This window comes from Gramella sp. MT6 (genome assembly GCF_019357415.1).
Taxonomy (GTDB): Bacteria; Bacteroidota; Bacteroidia; order Flavobacteriales; family Flavobacteriaceae; genus Christiangramia.
The window spans coordinates 2,150,067-2,169,274 of sequence record NZ_CP048410.1 but is presented as its reverse complement, the minus strand read 5'-3'; the positions used below and the strand labels follow the sequence as shown (position 1 = coordinate 2,169,274).

General features: G+C 38.8%; 17 protein-coding genes. 8 read left to right on the top strand and 9 right to left on the bottom strand.

Annotated elements, in window-relative coordinates:
* The first annotated feature begins 61 nt into the window (after window positions 1-61).
* Window positions 62-2,068, top strand: coding sequence for an excinuclease ABC subunit UvrB (gene uvrB / locus G3I01_RS09775; protein ID WP_219547345.1), 2,007 nt, complete (start codon window positions 62-64; stop codon window positions 2,066-2,068).
* A gap of 62 nt (window positions 2,069-2,130) precedes the next feature.
* Window positions 2,131-3,369: a hypothetical protein gene (locus tag G3I01_RS09770; RefSeq protein ID WP_257710560.1), complete on the top strand. Its 1,239-nt coding sequence runs from the start codon at window positions 2,131-2,133 to the stop codon at window positions 3,367-3,369.
* A gap of 54 nt (window positions 3,370-3,423) precedes the next feature.
* Here G3I01_RS09770 and G3I01_RS09765 read toward each other — a convergent pair whose 3' ends face one another.
* Window positions 3,424-3,867 (bottom strand): Hsp20/alpha crystallin family protein, encoded by a 444-nt coding sequence (locus tag G3I01_RS09765; protein ID WP_219547343.1) that lies wholly within the window; start codon window positions 3,865-3,867, stop codon window positions 3,424-3,426.
* Window positions 3,868-4,062: 195 nt separating this feature from the next.
* Here G3I01_RS09765 and G3I01_RS09760 point away from each other — a divergent pair, with 195 nt between their 5' ends.
* Window positions 4,063-5,358 (top strand): DUF2254 domain-containing protein, encoded by a 1,296-nt coding sequence (locus G3I01_RS09760; protein WP_219547341.1) that lies wholly within the window; start codon window positions 4,063-4,065, stop codon window positions 5,356-5,358.
* Window positions 5,359-5,360: 2 nt separating this feature from the next.
* Window positions 5,361-5,597: a DUF1456 family protein gene (locus G3I01_RS09755; RefSeq protein ID WP_108172643.1), complete on the top strand. Its 237-nt coding sequence runs from the start codon at window positions 5,361-5,363 to the stop codon at window positions 5,595-5,597.
* Between the two features lie 79 nt (window positions 5,598-5,676).
* On the opposite strand, the gene ettA is transcribed toward G3I01_RS09755, so the two are convergent.
* The 3 genes from ettA to G3I01_RS09740 all read right to left on the bottom strand — a co-directional run bounded on the left by ettA (window position 5,677) and on the right by G3I01_RS09740 (window position 8,102).
* The gene (gene ettA / locus G3I01_RS09750) at window positions 5,677-7,368 is read right to left on the bottom strand and encodes an energy-dependent translational throttle protein EttA (RefSeq protein WP_219547339.1); all 1,692 of its coding nucleotides are present in this window, start codon (window positions 7,366-7,368) and stop codon (window positions 5,677-5,679) included.
* A gap of 63 nt (window positions 7,369-7,431) precedes the next feature.
* Complete coding sequence (locus G3I01_RS09745) at window positions 7,432-7,911, bottom strand: DinB family protein (protein WP_219547337.1); 480 nt, start codon at window positions 7,909-7,911, stop codon at window positions 7,432-7,434.
* 11 nt (window positions 7,912-7,922) lie between these two features.
* Window positions 7,923-8,102, bottom strand: a complete 180-nt coding sequence (locus G3I01_RS09740) for a CAL67264 family membrane protein (RefSeq protein WP_219547335.1) — start codon at window positions 8,100-8,102, stop codon at window positions 7,923-7,925.
* A gap of 186 nt (window positions 8,103-8,288) precedes the next feature.
* Between G3I01_RS09740 and G3I01_RS09735 the strand changes: the two genes are divergently transcribed.
* The 4 genes from G3I01_RS09735 to G3I01_RS09720 all read left to right on the top strand — a co-directional run bounded on the left by G3I01_RS09735 (window position 8,289) and on the right by G3I01_RS09720 (window position 13,887).
* Window positions 8,289-9,917 carry a carboxyl transferase domain-containing protein gene (locus tag G3I01_RS09735; RefSeq protein WP_219547333.1) on the top strand — a complete coding sequence of 543 codons (1,629 nt, stop codon included), beginning with the start codon at window positions 8,289-8,291 and terminating at the stop codon, window positions 9,915-9,917.
* 8 nt (window positions 9,918-9,925) lie between these two features.
* Entirely contained in the window at window positions 9,926-11,563 is a 1,638-nt protein-coding gene (locus G3I01_RS09730) for a M1 family metallopeptidase (RefSeq protein WP_219547331.1), read from the top strand.
* A gap of 62 nt (window positions 11,564-11,625) precedes the next feature.
* Window positions 11,626-13,371 (top strand): alpha-glucosidase, encoded by a 1,746-nt coding sequence (locus G3I01_RS09725; protein ID WP_279345130.1) that lies wholly within the window; start codon window positions 11,626-11,628, stop codon window positions 13,369-13,371.
* Between the two features lie 93 nt (window positions 13,372-13,464).
* Complete coding sequence (locus G3I01_RS09720; RefSeq protein WP_108172635.1) at window positions 13,465-13,887, top strand: DoxX family protein; 423 nt, start codon at window positions 13,465-13,467, stop codon at window positions 13,885-13,887.
* 24 nt (window positions 13,888-13,911) lie between these two features.
* Here the strand turns inward: G3I01_RS09720 and G3I01_RS09715 are convergent, their stop codons facing one another.
* From G3I01_RS09715 to G3I01_RS09695, 5 genes are all read right to left on the bottom strand, one after another.
* Window positions 13,912-15,243 carry a M24 family metallopeptidase gene (locus G3I01_RS09715; protein WP_219547329.1) on the bottom strand — a complete coding sequence of 444 codons (1,332 nt, stop codon included), beginning with the start codon at window positions 15,241-15,243 and terminating at the stop codon, window positions 13,912-13,914.
* Between the two features lie 12 nt (window positions 15,244-15,255).
* A complete protein-coding gene (locus G3I01_RS09710) occupies window positions 15,256-16,353 on the bottom strand; it encodes an AMP-binding protein (RefSeq protein WP_219547327.1) in 1,098 nt (365 codons plus the stop codon).
* A gap of 146 nt (window positions 16,354-16,499) precedes the next feature.
* Window positions 16,500-17,414: a CPBP family intramembrane glutamic endopeptidase gene (locus G3I01_RS09705; protein ID WP_219547325.1), complete on the bottom strand. Its 915-nt coding sequence runs from the start codon at window positions 17,412-17,414 to the stop codon at window positions 16,500-16,502.
* Window positions 17,415-17,421: 7 nt separating this feature from the next.
* Entirely contained in the window at window positions 17,422-18,456 is a 1,035-nt protein-coding gene (locus tag G3I01_RS09700; protein WP_219547323.1) for an o-succinylbenzoate synthase, read from the bottom strand.
* 43 nt (window positions 18,457-18,499) lie between these two features.
* Window positions 18,500-19,180: a metal-dependent hydrolase gene (locus tag G3I01_RS09695; RefSeq protein ID WP_219547321.1), complete on the bottom strand. Its 681-nt coding sequence runs from the start codon at window positions 19,178-19,180 to the stop codon at window positions 18,500-18,502.
* Between the last annotated feature and the right edge of the window lie 28 nt (window positions 19,181-19,208).

Here is a 19,208-nt window from a genome sequence, read left to right as displayed (position 1 = left end):
AGAACGCACCTGAACGCTGAAAGATAAATTTTACGGACAGATGAAAAAGAAACCCTGCTGAATGAAATTCAATTTAAAATCTGACTATAAACCTACCGGAGATCAACCGAATGCTATAAAGCAATTGGTTTCGGGGATAGATAAAAACGAACAATACCAGACTTTACTTGGAGTTACGGGCTCCGGTAAGACTTTCACGGTGGCAAATGTGATCGAAGATGTTCAGAAGCCAACCCTGGTCCTGGCGCATAATAAAACTCTTGCCGCACAGCTTTATTCGGAATTCAAGGAGTTTTTCCCTGAAAATGCCGTGGAATACTTCGTGAGCTATTATGATTATTATCAGCCTGAAGCCTTTATTCCAACATCGGGAACTTATATTGAAAAAGATCTCTCCATAAACGAAGAGATCGAAAAATTGAGATTAAGTACCACTTCCTCACTTTTAAGTGGAAGAAGAGATGTGATCGTGGTTGCTTCGGTTTCCTGTTTGTATGGTATTGGTAACCCGGTAGAATTCAGGAAAAATGTGGTTTCCATAGAAAGGGACATGGAAATCTCCCGAACGAAATTTCTGCACAGGCTGGTGCAAAGTCTTTATTCCAGGACTGAAGCGGAATTCTCGCATGGTAACTTCAGAATAAAAGGAGACACCGTGGATGTGTTTCCTAGTTATGCTGATAACGCCTTCAGAATTCATTTTTTTGGGGATGAGATCGAAGAGATCGAAGCTTTCGATCCCGGTACGAACGATATCATTGAAAAATATGACCGCCTGAATATTTATCCGGCGAATATGTTCGTGACCTCTCCAGACGTATTGCAGAATGCTATTCATGAAATCCAGGATGACCTCGTAAAACAAGTGAGTTATTTTCAGGATATAGGAAAAAATCTTGAAGCAAAAAGATTAGACGAAAGAACCAATTTCGACCTGGAGATGATCAGGGAACTCGGTTACTGCTCAGGTATTGAGAACTATTCCAGATACCTGGACGGCAGGAAACCAGGAACAAGACCCTTCTGTTTACTAGATTATTTTCCAGACGATTATTTAATGGTGGTGGATGAAAGTCACGTAACCATTCCGCAGGTTCATGCGATGTATGGAGGAGACCGATCTAGAAAAGAAACTCTTGTGGATTATGGTTTCAGGCTTCCGGCAGCTATGGATAACCGACCTTTGAAATTCGAGGAATTTGAAGCACTGCAAAACCAGGTGGTCTATGTGAGTGCAACCCCGGCAGATTATGAACTTCAAAAAACCGAAGGTGTATATGTAGAACAGGTGATCAGGCCTACAGGTTTATTAGATCCCGTGATCGAGGTTAGACCAAGTTTGAATCAGATCGACGACCTGATCGAAGAAATTCAGCTTCGAGTTGACAAAGATGAAAGGATCCTGGTAACCACTCTGACCAAACGAATGGCTGAGGAACTTACAAAATATCTGACCAGGATCGATGTGCGTTGTCGTTATATACATTCAGATGTAGATACCCTCGAAAGGGTGGAAATCATGCAGGACCTGCGAAAAGGTATCTTTGATGTTCTGGTTGGGGTAAACCTTCTTCGTGAAGGTCTGGATCTACCGGAAGTGTCCCTGGTGGCAATCATTGACGCCGATAAGGAAGGATTTTTAAGAAGTAACAGATCGCTGACTCAGACGATTGGACGTGCCGCGAGACACGTTGATGGTAAAGCGATACTGTATGCAGATAAGATCACTAACAGTATGCAGCAGACCATTGATCAAACTGAATATCGACGCAGCAAGCAGATAGAATACAACAAGGCTAATAATATTACACCTACGGCCCTGGTGAAGAAATATAATAATTCCCTTATCAAGGAAAAACTGGATATTTACGATCATGAGAAAAGACCAGATCTAAAGGCTGCGGAAGAAGAGGCTGAATATCTGACCAAGCCACAAATGGAAAAGAAAGTAAGAGAAAAGCGTAAGGCCATGGAAACAGCCGCAAAGGAACTTGATTTCATGCAGGCTGCCCGTTTGCGAGATGAGATAAAAATATTGCAGGAAAAAATAAGTGAAATGGCACAATAAGTAGCTGAAGATCAATATTTTATTATATATTTATCTGATCCTAAAACATTTAAACTTATTGAATGACAAACAAATCACGTTTGTCTATGAAGTCTTTCTATGTTTATTTTCTGCTGTTTTTAAGCTATTCGGTCACCGCTCAGGTAGGCATTGGCAATTCTGATCCTAAAGCTCAACTGGATATTTCCGCCACTAATAAGGATGATCCAGCCAGTATTGACGGCATTCTTATTCCCCGGATAGATAAATTTCCTGTTATAAATCCTGGTATCTCTCAACATGGGATGCTCGCTTTTTTAGCCAGGGACGTTATAGACTTTCCTTCGGGCTTTTTTTTTTGGAATTTTACCGAAACCAAATGGAAAGCTATAGCTCCCGTTGCCGGATCAAACTTCTTTAAACCCGGAACTTCACAAAGCCCGAATAATATTTCAGATCCGATATACCGTGATGCAAGCATGGGCATTGGAACAGACCTTATTAGCTCAAGGTTACAAATTGCTATTGCAACCGGAAAAGACCTTACTATAAAAAAAGCCTTAGAGGTAGATAACGCCAATTCGGCGACCGACAACCTGACTACTTACGGAATTGTTAATGATAACCGAAGCCAGACCAATGGTAATAAATATGGAATTAAAACAAATGTGGGCGGGGTTGGAACTGGAATTCATTATGGGATTTTTAATGAAACTTACCAGAATACAGGGACTAATGATATTTACGGAATATTTAATCGGGTTGGAAGGACCTTTGGCGCTAAAAGCAATAATTATGGTATTTATAATGAAATAGGATCTATTCAGGGAGTTGGAAATATCTACGGGATCTACAGCATTGCCATTGGAGATTCCAACAGTAATGTATTTGCCGGTTACTTTGCAGGCCGGGTAGGGATTGGGAACACTCCTGATACAGAATATGTTCTACCCATTTCCCGGGGCTCTGAAGGTCAAATAATGATGACCAATGCCACTGGACAGGTTTCATGGAGTAATGCCGGTTTTGAAAATTATTCTTCAACCACGAGTACTGCCGGTGATTTTGTTATAACCGAAGAGGTGGGTTCCCTAAGGATCAATAATCAGATCTCGGGATTGGTTATTCCCGCTTCGGCACCAAATAAAGGTAGAATAATCAGGCTCATCAACTGGCCCGGGAATTCTGAAAAAGCTTTGGTTTTTCTTGGCAGTGATGATCTTTTCGACGTTAGGACTAACGCCAAGGTATTAAGTATTAAACCTCAGCAGGTATTAACAATTCAAAGTGCCGGTAACAGGTGGATCCTTTTAAGCCAATAAAAAAAGCGCCTGCAAGAGGCGCTTTCTTATCTTAACTAATCAAACTAATTCAGGTTATGATATATCGATCAATCTTTTTGCCTGAACTTTCGCTTCTTCTTTTTTAGGAAGAGCGATTTCTAAAACTCCATTGTTGTATGAAGCTGATATTTTTGCGCTATCTACCGAATCTGGTAAGCTAAACGCACGTTTAAACGTACTGTAACTAAACTCTTTTCTAGTGAATCTTCCGTTCTTATCGGTAGTTTCATTTTCTTTCTTGTCTTCAGAAGAGATAGTCAATACATCATTATCCAATTCAATATTGAAATCTTCTTTGGTCATCCCGGGTGCAGCTACCTCAACATTAAAACTATCTTCAGTTTCCATAATGTTCACTGCAGGAATACTTGTTCCAATGCTATTTACATTAGTAGTTCCACCTAGCCAGTCAGTTCTGAACATATCATCAAATACTGATGGCAACCAACCTGTTTCATTTCTTTTAATTAGACTCATGGCTTTATGTTTTTAGTTATTATTTGTTTTAGATTCATCTAGTTTATAGCAATTCAGATACCAGATGGTTTTACATGCCTTTTTGTCGCTTTTTATTCAATTAAAGATGTCATTTTGTCGTATTTGATAAATAAATATTAAATTCAGTCGACTCTCACTAGATTGCTTAACTTTAAAATCTGAATTTCAGATAGAATGAAACAGCTCTACAACCGTACTATTTCCTTTTTTAATGTCATAGAAAGTAAAATCGCATTTTACCCGACACTACTTGCTTTCCTTGGTTTTAACTTTGCTTTTTTCATGCTGTACCTGGAAAACAGGGGGATTTCCAAATACCTTTTAGAGCACGTTCCTGTTCTGGTAATGGACAATGGAGATACGGCAATGACGATGCTAAGTGCGCTTATCTCGGGACTTATCTCGATGGTCGTATTTAGTTTTTCCATGGTAATGCTTTTACTGAGCCAAGCTTCCAGCAATTTTTCACCACGGTTACTTCCGGGCTTAATAAGTGACAAAAGACACCAGGTGATCCTGGGTATTTACCTCTTCACAATCCTGTATTGCATCTTTATTTTATTTTCAATTCAGCCTACGGTAGATAAAGAACAAATTCCGGGGTTTTCGGTCCTTCTAGGGATTATCCAGACGGTGATTAGCATATATGCCTTTATTTATTTTATCCATAATATTTCACAGAGTATACAGATAAGCAATATTCTACAGAACATCTTTGAAACAGCAAGGAAAAGACTTGACAAACTACTTAGCACAGAGGAAAACCAGATAGATGAATTCCCATCCTCAGACGACTGGAAAGAATACCACAGTGAAAAGAGTGGATATTTACAAAATATATCTTTTACTAACCTGATCGATATCTGTGAAGCAAATGATATATTATTACATATTTTACCGGTAAAGGGGATTTTTGTTCTAAGCGGAATACCTCTATTTAAAGCCAATAAGGACCTTGATGAAGATCTAATAAAAAAGGTATTATCTAATTTCAACTTTGCCCGAGAAGAACTTGTTGCCGACAATTATACTTTAGCCTTTAAACAGATCACTGAAATTATTGTCAAGGCCATGTCTCCCGGTATTAATGATCCCGGCACAGCCATTAATGGAATAGACTATCTTACAGAACTTTTATCCATGAGGATGAAAAAGAAGGACTCCAGTGTTATTATACGGGATGAAAAAGTATATATAAAACTTAACACTATAGACTTTGAAGATCTTCTCTACAACATTATGGCCGCAATCAGAACTTATTGCAAACATGATATTGTTATAGTACAGAAACTTCTATTGATGTTCTATTATCTGGAAAAACAGCAGAGCAGTGATTCCAGTTACTCTAAAATTCTGCGAAAGGAAGCAGATAGCTTATTAAAGGATGCCAGAGCATCAATTGATAACGAAGAAGATATTGAAAAAGCTACTCAACTGGCTTTAAATTTTAACCTACAAACTAAGAATTAAAAATGGCACTAACGAATAATGATATTTTCAAAAAATTACGCGTAGCTCACAAGTTAACTAATGAAGATATTGTAAAGATATGTGAGCTGGTAGATTTTAAAGTTTCAAAAAGTGAACTGGGAGCGATCTTTAGAAGAGAGGACCACGAAAAATATGTAGAATGCGGAGACCAGTTCCTCAGAAACTTTTTAGACGGCTTGATCATTCACCTGCGGGGACCTATGCCGAAGAAGAAATGAGAATTTACAATTTATTCAAAATAAAAAAAGGAGCGGAAAATAATTTTCGCTCCTTTTTTATTAATAAGAAAACTGATATTTAACGAACCAGTTTCTTGTATTTAATACGCTTCGGCATAATATCACCTCCAAGGCGTTTCTTTTTATTCTCTTCGTAATCTGAGAAACTACCTTCAAAGAAATACACCTGTGAATCACCTTCAAAAGCAAGGATATGTGTACAGATCCTATCCAGGAACCAACGGTCGTGAGAAATAACCACGGCACATCCCGCAAAGTTATCCAGACCTTCTTCCAGTGCTCGAAGGGTGTTGACATCAAGGTCGTTCGTAGGCTCATCCAGTAAAAGAACGTTTCCTTCTTCCTTCAGAGTCATTGCTAAATGTAGACGGTTTCTTTCACCACCAGACAGCATGCTCACCTTTTTATTCTGCTCGCTTCCGCTGAAATTGAATCGGCTTAGGTAAGCTCTGGAATTTACCTGACGGCCACCCATCATGATCAATTCCTGTTCATCGCTAAAGTTTTGCCAGATGGTTTTATCTGGGTCAATATTAGAATGGCTCTGATCTACATAAGCGATCTTAGCGGTCTCCCCTACTTTAAAACTACCTTTATCTGGCTCCTCTTCTCCCATGATCATTTTGAAAATAGTAGTTTTACCAGCACCGTTAGGTCCAATAACACCTACTATTCCAGCCTGTGGAAGCTTGAAATTAAGATCCTCATAAAGTAATTTATCTCCAAAAGCTTTGCTTACTCCATCGGCCTCGATCACATTAGTACCCAAACGAGGACCATTCGGAATATAGATCTCCAGCTTTTCATCAAGTTGCTTTTGATCCTGGCTTAATAGTTTATCATAATTCTTAAGCCTGGCTTTTTGCTTGGTCTGTCTTCCTTTCGGACTCATTCTAGACCATTCAAGTTCTCGCTCTAGTGTTTTTTGACGCTTACTAGCCTGCTTTTGTTCCTGGGCAAGTCTTTTGGATTTCTGATCTAACCATGAAGAATAGTTCCCTTTCCATGGAATACCTTCTCCCCTGTCCAGTTCAAGGATCCAACCCGCTACATTATCAAGGAAATAACGGTCGTGAGTTACCGCGATCACTGTTCCTTTATATTGTTGTAAATGATGCTCCAACCAGTGTACCGACTCGGCATCAAGGTGGTTGGTAGGCTCATCCAGTAATAGCACATCAGGTTCCTGAAGTAATAATCGGCAAAGAGCTACTCTCCTTCTTTCCCCTCCGGAAAGAACCGAAATTTTCTTATCTGGATCTGGAGTCCTAAGCGCATCCATAGCGATCTCCAGTTTTGTATCCAGTTCCCAGGCATTGCTGGCATCTATCTTATCCTGAAGTTCAGCCTGCTTATCCATAAGCTTCTGCATCTTATCTGCATCTTCATAAACTTCCGGAAGACCAAACATATCATTGATCTTATTATACTCATCAAGAATACCAACAGTTTCAGCAACACCTTCTTTTACAACTTCAAGTACCGTTTTATCTTCATCCAGTTCCGGCTCCTGTTCCAGCATTCCAACGCTGTAATTTGGTGAGAATACCACATCTCCCTGGAAATTCTGATCTTTCCCGGCAATGATATTCAACAAGGTAGATTTACCAGAACCATTCAGACCGAGGATCCCGATCTTGGCTCCATAAAAGAAACTTAAATAAATATTCTTCAATACTGGAGTATTTGCCTTCGGAAAGGTCTTGGTAACTCCAGACATCGAAAAAATAACTTTTTTATCGTCTGACATATATTTTGAAATTTGGTTTTTTAATTATTTAGGATTGCAAATATCCTGAATTTTTCACAGAAATCAATTATCATAAACTGCCAATAATCTTTGAATAATAAGTAACTGTCCTGTGTGATAGGCAGTATGTTCCACAACTAAGAAGATCTCTCTTAACAGGCTGTGCTCCTTAGAATTTACAACGGGCTTTGTGAGATCATTTTTTTCATCCAGTATAAAATCTTTCAGCAGTCTTCGGTCTTCAAAATAATCTGCTTTAAGGTCTTCCCATTCCTCTTCGCTACCAGGTTCGGGCACCCCAGGCCAGTAATCATCAGGCCAGTTTCTGGTCTCATAATCTCCTGAAATAGTGTATTCCAGAATATCCTTTTGAGCGAACGCAATATGAAAGAATATCTCATAAAATGAATAGGGTAAACCTGCAGGTCTAATCCCTATTTTCTCAAATGGGATCCCATCAAGAAAACTGTCTATAGAAGTATACGCAAGCCCACCTTCCAGATGTCTTACTAATTGATTTCTCGTTGTTTTTTCTGATATCATGTAAGCTAAATTTAAACTCTTCCCTTTAAGGCATTGAATACCCAGGAAATAAAAAAGAACCCGATCCCCGTTACCGAAAATCCAATCGCAAATTCCTTATACTTCAATACACCCAAAAGGACCAAAGCGGTTCCCACGATGAAGGTAAGAAAAGACGCCCATCCAAAAATGGTATTTTTATTCATTGCCATAAATGCTGTTTTTTTACAAATATCGGCTAATTTTTAATGCTTTATTTAAAGCCGAGAATTGTTGTGTTTTTGTATTTTAGCCAAAAGCCAATTCTGAAGGAAAATTCACAATATTTCTTCGGAAATCAGATTAATTTAAAATTAATCATATCAAAATAAACAAATTATTGTAAAAAGCTCAATATAATGGATATCAACTTCAACAAGAATGAAGATTATAACAAGCTACTGGTTTCCTCAATGAAGCAAAAGCTTGCCAAAATAAAATTAGGAGGGGGAGAAAAAAGAATAGAGAAGCATCATGCTAAAGGTAAAATGACGGCCAGGGAACGAATAGATTTTCTTTTAGATGACAAGGAACGATCTATCGAAATTGGTGCATTTGCGGGTGACGGAATGTATGAGGAGCACGGTGGTTGCCCAAGTGGTGGCGTAGTAGTTAAAATTGGATATGTTTCAGGAAAACAATGTATCGTTGTTGCAAACGATGCCACGGTAAAAGCTGGGGCCTGGTTTCCTATAACCGGTAAAAAGAACTTAAGAGCGCAGGAGATCGCGATTGAAAACAGACTTCCTATCATCTATCTTGTAGATAGCGCAGGTGTTTATCTGCCTATGCAGGATGAAATCTTCCCGGATAAAGAACATTTTGGAAGGATCTTTAGAAACAATGCTGTAATGAGTAGTATGGGAATTACCCAGATCGCTGCGGTAATGGGAAGTTGCGTTGCCGGTGGTGCGTATTTGCCTATCATGAGTGACGAAGCTATTATTGTTGAAAAGACCGGAAGTATTTTCCTAGCCGGTAGTTACCTCGTAAAAGCTGCCATAGGAGAATCTATAGATAATGAAACACTTGGCGGAGCGACCACCCACAGTGAGATTAGTGGGGTAACCGATTATAAGGCTAAAGATGATAAGGATGCCCTTACCAGGATCCAGAATATCATGGATAAGATCGGGGATTATGATAAGGCCGGTTTTAATCATTCCAAACCTGCGAAACCAAAGGAAAAACCTGAGGAGATCTACGGCATCTTACCTAAAAAGCGAAGTGATCAGTACGACATGCATGAGATCATTTACAGACTGGTAGATAACTCTGAATTCGAAGAATATAAAGAAGGATACGGCCAGACGATCATTACCGGATACGCCAGGATAGATGGCTGGGCGGTTGGTATCGTAGCTAACCAGCGTAAGATCGTAAGAACCAAAAAAGGTGAAATGCAATTTGGCGGGGTGATCTATTCAGATTCTGCAGATAAAGCGACCAGGTTTATTGCAAATTGCAATCAAAAGAAAATTCCATTGGTATTCCTTCAGGATGTAACCGGATTTATGGTGGGTAGCAAAAGCGAACATGGTGGTATCATTAAAGATGGTGCTAAGATGGTGAATGCGGTAAGTAATTCAGTAGTACCAAAATTCACGATCATCATTGGTAATTCCTATGGTGCCGGGAATTACGCGATGTGTGGTAAAGCATACGATCCAAGACTGATCGCTGCCTGGCCAAGTGCCGAGCTAGCAGTAATGGGAGGAACCCAGGCTGCCAAGGTGCTTGCTCAGATAGAAACAGCTTCTATGGAGAAAAAAGGAGAAAAGGTGGATGAAGAAAAGGAGAAAGAAGTTTTCGAAAAGCTGAAAGCTAAATACGATGCTCAAACCTCTGCTTACTACGCTGCCGCACGTATCTGGACAGATGCGATCATAGATCCTCTAGATACCAGGAAATGGATCTCTATGGGAATCGAAGCCGCTAACCACGCTCCTATCGAAAAAGATTTCAACATGGGCGTAATCCAAACCTAAAATTCAAGATGAAAAAAATATTATTTTCTTTCGCCGTTACATTGCTGACGCTAGCTGGTCACGCGCAAATAGTAGGAGAAAATCACTCTAATTATACCGAAGCTGATACTTTAAGAGGATCTCTAAGACCAGAGAGAACAAGCTTCGATGTACAGAAGTATCACCTAAAACTAAAAGTTGAACCCAAAGAACAATTTATTTCGGGTTCCAATGTGATCAGTTTTAAAGTAAAAAGTGATATGCCGGTCATGCAACTGGATCTTTTTAAAAATATGCAGATCGATTCTATCATGCATGGAAATGAAAAAGTTGATTATAAGCGTAGGTATAACGCGGTATTTATTCAGTTTGAGGAAGCTTTAAAGCAAGGCCGTACAGATTCTATTGAATTCTTTTATCATGGAAATCCTGTGGTGGCTGAAAATGCACCCTGGGATGGCGGATTTGTATGGACAGAAGATGAAGAAGGGAATCCCTGGGTTGGGGTCGCTGTACAAGGTACGGGTGCAAGTCTTTGGTACCCAAACAAGGATCATCAAAGCGATGAGCCCGAGGAAGCTCGATTAGATATCGCTGTTCCGAACGGATTGATGAATGTTTCCAATGGCCGATTAATAGGAGAAAAGGACCTTGGAAATGGATTTACAGAATGGAGCTGGAAAGTGGTAAACCCGATCAATAATTACAACATTATGATCAATATCGGGAACTATGAACATTTTTCAGACAATTATAAAGATCTGAGCCTGGATTATTATGTACTTCCCTACAACCTCAAAAAAGCAAAAGAACATTTTACCGAAGTAAAGGATATGATGGCTTGTTTTTATGAAAAGATGGGTCCATACCCGTTTGAGGAGGATGGATTTAAACTGGTTGAAACTCCATATTTAGGCATGGAACATCAAAGCGCCGTGGCCTATGGAAACAAATACTTAAAGGGGTATCTTGGTAATGATCTCTCGGGAACCGGGATTGGATTAAAATGGGATTTTATTATTATCCATGAATCTGGTCACGAATGGTATGGGAACAGTATTACCGCCAAAGATATTGCAGATATGTGGATACATGAAGGCTTTACCAGCTACACCGAATCTATTTACACTGAATGCCAGTATGGAAAGGAAGATGCCTTGAAATACATCAGAGGCATTCGTCAGAATATTGGTAATAACCGTAAGATCATTGGAGATTATGGAGTTAATGCTGAAGGATCAGGCGATATGTATTACAAAGGTGCAAATCTTCTGAATATGATAAGAAGTATTTACGATGACGATGAATTATGGTGGAATACATTAAGGGATTACACAAACACCTTCAAACATCAAACGATCACCACCGGGGATACCGAGGATTTTTTTGATAAGGCTACCAATGTTGACCTAAAACCTGTTTTCGATCAATATTTGAGACACGCATCGCTACCTGTACTCCAACTTAGACAGGCAGATGATCAGATCCTTTACCGATGGAATGCCGATGTGATCAATTTTAAGATGCCCGTAGATGTTATTATTGATGAGGAAGAAATAAGATTGAATGCTACTTCTGAATGGCAATCCTATGAAACCGGGGAAGAACTTGATGAGTTGAAAGTGAACGATCTGGAGTTCTATGTCGAAACTGAGGTGATAAAATAAACGCAGATTCAAAATAAATTTTTCTAAATTAGAGATTGATAGTCAACCATATAACATCTCTAATGAAAAGATTTTTTATTTGTCTAATGGTAATTATTGCACTAATCGCATGCAATAATGAAAAAAAAGAACCTGAAACAACTTCAGAAACCACCGATATTCAAAAGAAATGGTGGAAAGAGGCAGTTATCTACCAGATCTATCCGCGAAGCTTTAAAGATACAGATGGTGATGGCGTTGGAGATCTAAAAGGAATAATAGAGAAGCTGGACTATATTGAGAGTCTTGGGGTAAATATGGTTTGGTTGAATCCTATTTACAGCTCGCCAAATGCCGATAATGGTTACGATATTAGCAATTACCGGGAGATCATGGATGAATTTGGCACCATGGAAGATTTCGATCTTATGCTTAACGAAATGCATAAGAGAGACATCAAATTCGTTATGGATGTGGTGGTGAATCACAGCAGTGATGAACACAGATGGTTTCAGGAATCTAGGAAATCCCGCGATAATCCATACCGTGATTATTATCACTGGTGGCCTGCAGAAAAAGGCGAACCAAACTATCGGTATAGTCTCTTTGATCCTAAAGGAGAAGCCTGGAAATATGACTCCATAACAAATGCATATTATCTGCATTATTTCTCGCAAAAGCAACCGGACCTCAACTGGGAAAACCCGAAAGTTAGACAGGAAGTCTATGATATTATGAAGTTCTGGGCAGAAAAAGGCGTGGATGGTTTTCGCCTGGATGCCTTTCAATTTGTTTCTAAAGACACCAGCTTTCCTACTCTTCCTGAAGGTTATGAGAAAGACGTGATAAAATATTACGGTATGGGACCTAACCTTCACAAATATCTAAAAGAACTGAATAGAGAGGTATTGAGTAAATACGATGTATTTGCTGTTTCAGAAGGAGCAGGAAGTACCTTTGAAGATGCTCATTCGCTGGTGGATGCAGATAGAAATGAACTGCAAATGGCCTATCATTTTAAAGGAATGGATGTAGGAAACAGTCTTGAAGGTTACGAGCTATCAGAATTCAAGGAGGTTTATACGAAATGGGACAGCGCCTTTGCCAAAGAGGGCTGGTTATCTATTTTCCTTGCTAACCATGACGTCCCCAGGATGGTTTCAAAATTTGGAAATGACAGCCCCGAATTTCGTGCCGCCTCTTCTAAAATGCTGAATACTTTTATACTCACTATGAGAGGAACTCCCTATTGTTATTATGGCGATGAACTGGGAATGACCAATATAGGATTCGACAGTATTAGCCAGTATCAGGATATTGTTGCAAAAAACGGTTATGAAAAAACGATTAATGAAGGTGGGGATATTGAACAATATATGGCCGAACTTAAATTTCTTTCACGCGATAATGGCCGTACACCAATGCAATGGGATGATTCTGAACACGCTGGTTTCACTACAGGCACTCCGTGGCTACCCGTTAATGAGAATTATAAAAAGGTAAATGTAGAAGCTGAAAATAAGGACCCTAACAGCTGCCTTAATTATTTCCGTGATCTGGTAGAGCTAAGAATGGAAAATCCAGTTCTGGTATATGGAGATTATGAATTACTGTTTCCAGAAAATGAAACCGTATATGCCTACACCCGGGAATTGAACGAAAAGAAAATGTTGATACTGCTTAATTTTTCCACGGAAAACACTTCAATAGAAATACCCGAAAAGCTTAAGGACCTTAAATTAGTGAAAAATAATCTGTCTGATGTAGAATTGGAAGATTCAAAAGTTACTTTAAAACCATATCAAGCTCTTATCTTCAGCTATAAATAGCATGTGATAATCCAATACCCTTAATCTTTTAGATAGCATTCCTATTTCATATTAAGCTGATTTTTAGTAACTTAATATAAATTTCACAGCATTATGTTAAGTATAAAATCACTAAATAAGTGGGCCAATTCACATACTTATTACTGGCTGGATCTTTTTCGGGTAGCGCTGGGAGTCTTTTTCTTTATAAAAGGAATCCAGTTCATTTCTCAAACTGAAATGCTAGCCGAACTTATCAAACCATTACAGGGTTTTGGCGGTACGATGCTCATAGTACATTATGTAGCATCTGCACACCTGGTTGGAGGCATTTTAATCGCTTTCGGTTTATTAACCAGATGGGCGTTGGTTGTCCAGTTACCGATACTTATCGGGGCGATCCTCATCAATTTCGTGGGAACAATGAATGCTTCAGCGTTGATCCTTGCCCTTGTAATTACAGCAATTAGTATTTTCTTCATTTTCTACGGATCTGGAAAACATTCCGCAGATTATATGATGAAAATGGGATACTAGTTAAATGTCTTTGAATTGGCTTTTTTAATTTTCTGCTCTTTCCGAAGGAATTAGCATAAGATCTCTTTGTCTTTGATTCACATACCGGAAGCCATATTCACCCCAGAAACCAGCTTCTTCCAACATAATGCGAACACTTTTTTCCCATTCAGGAATTTCAACTTCTGTATTTAACTCAATAGCATAAACCGTGTTTTCGTATAAAGGATAATCTCCGGTGCCGGGCACACCCTCCTGCTGGTCCCACATACCAATCGTAGGGCCCGCAGAATGACCATATAAACCAAGAGGATGAGTATAAATAGAGGCTTTAAGACCTTCTTCTTGTGCCTGCTTTAAACTCTTGCTCAGGATCTCATTTCCTGAAGCTCCGGTTTTAAAATTTGAAGTCAGTATATCCTGCAAGCGGTTTCCTTTTTTAAAAGCTTCAGTAAGAAATTCAGGAGCAGAATTTTCTCCGGCTTTTAGGACATAAGCCATTTGCTGACAATCTGTATTCAAATTAAGATAGGTGATCCCGAAATCACAATGCAAAAGATCGCCGGGAAGTATGACCGCACTGCCATTCTCATCTGAAAAGGCAGTAATGTGATCTACAAGTTTTTCATTGCTCCTTTGGATATCTACAGTAGGATGAAACCAGGTTTCCATTCCCATTTCGGTTACCTTCTGTCTCATCCACCAAACGACATCATCTGTAGTAGTTACTCCCGGCTGGATCACGTTTGTACTAAAAGCTTCTGCAATAATATTATGGGTGATCTCTACAAAGTCACTATAAATGACCATTTCTCTAAAGGTACGGGTCTCTATCCAACCTACGGCGAGATCTTCTGCTGAAACGATTCGATCTTTATATTCCGTAGGCAGAATTTCCATGAACTCATCATAATCTGTCTTTACCAGGCCATCTGCGATTCCAAAATTTTCCGAAATGTTCAGGGCTATTTTTGAGGGATCTCGTTCTTCGATAATATCAAGTAGCGCTTTCCACTGATCTGGCTGCTTTTCTTTGTCCCAGGCAGACTGGATATTTTTGCCAATATTATACCTGGCGATAGCCAGTTTCTCGAGCGTATCATTTTCTTTGTTTCGGTTAAAAACCAGAATGGTTCTACGGCGTGCATTTAACCAGGTTGAAGGCAACATAGTTCTAAGCACCGGATCTTCATTATACTCCCTGGAAATAAGGATCCACATATCAATATTAGTTCGATCCATCAGTTGCGGCAGGATCTTATTGAATCTTTCTCCAAGCATCTCATCTTTGATCTGAGACCTTTCTCTTTCGGCAAGGATCTGGCTTTGTGCTATTGTGGTAAATAGCATCAGCATAATAACTAAAATTTTCTTCATGGAAATTGTAGGTTAACTTACTTTACTCTTCAGGGTATTTTCACGATGGATCTTTCCATTCGGAGTTTCTTCAAATTTTTCTATAAGATAGATCTTTTTCGGCTTTTCATATTTACCTAAAGATTTAAGGCTATCTATCTTATTTTGAAGATCCTTGATGGTTTCTTCAGAAAAATCATCTTCCACGAAAAGCACCAGTTTCTGGCCCAGAGAATCATCGGGCATCGAAGTTACAAAGAAACGATGGTCCAGAACCTCATTTAATTTTTGTTCTATTTGTTCTGGAAATAATTTTATCCCTCCGGAATTAATTACATTATCATACCTGCCTATCCAGAGAAATTTCTTGTAAGTGATGATTTCCACTACATCATTAGTTACAATTTCCTCGTCAAGAACATTTGGAGCTTTAATGATCAAGCATCCGCGGTCATCCTGGGCAATACTAACATTAGGCATTAGCTTGAAGGCTCTTTCTGATTTTTTCTTTTTCCTTGGATTCAATTTTTTGGCTGCAATATGACTGGAAGTTTCAGTCATTCCGTAGGTTTCATATATTTCTGAATCTACATCCTTGATCATTTTTCGCAAACGTGGAGATACAGCTCCTCCTCCAATAATAAGTTTCTTTACCAAATGTAACCTGGCAATAGAGTTGTCAAGTTGAAATGGGGTCATCGCTGAAAAATCATAAACTTTAAAAAGCTGATCTAAAGGATTTGAAGAAGGAGGTACGGTATCCAGATCCCATCCAAGAAACATAGCTCTAACCAACATCATTTTACCAGCAATATATTCTGCAGGCAGGCACATTAAGGCAGTAGTGTTCGCCGGAAGCTCAAAGAACCTAGCAGTTGCCAAAGCAGAATTTATCATATGCTGCTTCTTTAACCTTATCTTCTTTGGGGTACCTGTAGACCCCGAAGTATGCACCTCAATATAAGAGGTGGGCTTCAACCAGTCCAGGAGAAAACTTCCGATCTGCTGCTCATAAGGTTCACCTTCCTTGATAAAACTATAGGCTACCTGCCTAAGTTCAGAATTGGTAAAATGCCTTTTATTGAGTCTAAAATCCGGATGTGTTTCTGGTATTTTATAGGAATTTGGCATATTTAGACAAAGTTGGTTAATAACTTAATACTTAAAGTTAACAAATTGAAACGAAATTCTTAAATATCTTGAGAAACATTTATGAATTCCAAAACAATTCTGGCACTCATCTAAATAACTGTCAAATAGAAATTTACAGGAAAACCCTAAGACATTTCGATCTCAACAGGCTTTTCAACTTTACCAAATAATTTCTCTTTCCAGTTGCTCCATTTATACTTTTTAGCCATTATAAACAGAAAAATAGGATAGATCACACAAACAGGAATAAGTACATCCCAACCTGCCGAAGGTTCTGAGATATCCTTAAAGATAGAATGTGTTTGAAAGGCCGTCCAGTCTGCGGTAACAAGCAATGCAGTGATGAGATTATTAGCAGCATGGAAACCAAGGGCAAGTTCAAGACCTTCGTCCATAAGCGTCATGATACCCAGCATAAATCCGGTGCCTATATAATAGATCATTATAATATCCCCCAGCTTCGTTACTTCAGGGTTAAAATAATGTAAACCTCCAAAAATAACAGAAGTTAGCACCAGAGGAATCCATTTATTCCGGACCAGAATTCCTATTCCCTGCATCAAATAACCGCGGAAAAAGTATTCTTCAAAACTTGTCTGGATGGGAATGAGAAAAACAGAAATCAGCAATAAATAAAGAAAGGGCTCCAGTTGAAAATTCAAAGCATAATCCTGCGGATTTGAATAATAATCGATCAGTGTAATTACAATATTAAAACCAGCCACAAGTATAAAAGCGAACCAGAATCTGCTCCAGTCCACTTTCTTTCGAGTGGTTGTTAAGGCTTTAATCGGTTGATCATGGACATATTTGACCCATAAGAACAATCCTGCGAGAAAGATGACAAAAGCAACAAGGTTTTCCATTAATACGCGATTCGAACCTTTACGAGCGATCTCCTCCTGCATCACCTGGGTCACATCGAGCTCCATCACTTCTATAAAGACATAATTCAGTGCCATAAGCCCGAAGAATAATATAGGAATAACTAAATATCTCCAGAACGAGTGCGAGTACTTGAATGCCTGTGCTATAAACATATATTAATTAAAATTTAAAATTCCAGTTTTTGGATGTGTTGTATTTAATATTGCCATTCTCAACCTGCAACGGACTTTCGAAATTATTTGTGTAAAGGCCCCCTGTTCCTAATCCCTGAGGCAACTCAGGATTTAAGGTATAAGTCCACTGGGAAATAGCATTAAGTCCAATGTTGCTTTCCAGGGCACTGGTGATCCACCATTGCACTCCTTGTGATTCACAAATGTTTTTCCACTCCTCTGTACCTTTAAAACCACCGATAAGGCTTGGCTTAAAAATGGCGAATTGCGGTTTAATTGTTTGTATAAGATTTTGTTTTTCTGTTACATCTGTTATACCAATAAGTTCTTCATCTAAAGCGATGGGGAGAGGAGTATTTCGGCACAAATCTGCAATCTCCTCGATCTGTCCCTGTTTTATTGGTTGTTCGATACTATGTAATTTAAATTGTGAAAGTCGTTCCAATTTTTTCATGGCATCTTCCGGAGAAAATGCTCCATTGGCATCTACCCTCAGTTCAATTTCTTTTTCAGAAAAATTATTTCTTATAGATTTAAGAAGATCCAGCTCAGTTTCAAAATCTATGGCACCAATCTTTAGTTTTATACAATTGAAACCTGCTTCTATCTTTTCTGAGATCTGTTCTTTCATAAAGGCCTTATCACCCATCCAGATTAGACCATTTATTGGAATAGAACTTTTGCCAGAGGTAAATTCGGAAGGGAATAGAATAAAGGGATCACTGGAATTCAAGCTTTTGAATGCCATTTCTACCCCAAACTGAATACTTGGAAATTCGCGTAATTCCTCCCAGAGCATTTCTTCTCCAAGATTGATATTACGACATACCCATTTTAATTTCTCTTCATAATCTGGCCTGTCATCGTAGCTAAGGCTTCTAAGTATTCCGCATTCACCTATGCCTGCATTATTTTCGTCAGAAATTTTTAGCAGCCAGGTTTCCTTTTCAGTAAGAACGCCCCGGGAAGTTCCGCTGGGGCGTTTAAATTTTAGCATGTACTTTTTATAGTCTGCCGTCATATGGATTTTTAGCTTGTAAGATATTTGAATGTAAGATCGCTACTTATAATTCTATAGATTCGCCAATATCTAATAACATCAGGTCTTTCCCTTTCTCATAGAATTTCCTTTTCGCCTCTTCATGGTCAATTTCAATATATCCAAAAGTATCATAATGACAACCAAGGATCTTATCACATTTTATAAAATCACTGGCAATAATGGCATCATCAACTCCCATAGTGAAATTATCACCGATCGGTAATACGGCCAGATCAAGCTCTGTTTGCATAGGGATCAATTTCATATCCATGGTAAGGGCTGTATCACCCGCAATATAAATATTCTTGTGTTCTCCTTCTATTACGAAACCACCAGGTTGGCCGCCATAACTTCCATCGGGAAAAGAACTGGTATGAATAGCATTCACATATTTCACCTTTCCGAATTCAAAGTCCCAGCTACCACCATGATTCATTGGATGAACCTCAAAACCCTTTGCTTCGTAGTGATTAGCGATTTCATAATTACTAACGATGACAGCGCCGGTATTTTTTGCGATAGCTTCGGCATCCAGGGTGTGATCCTGATGAGCATGTGTAAGTAAAATATAATCGGCTTTTAGATCCATAATGTCGACCTTGCCTTTAGAAAGGTCATTTCCAGTGATAAATGGATCTACGAGCACATTAATTTCTCCTATTTTCAATGCCAGGGTATTCTGGCCATAAAAAGTAATTTTCATAATCTAAAATGTTGGTTTTTATAAAAAT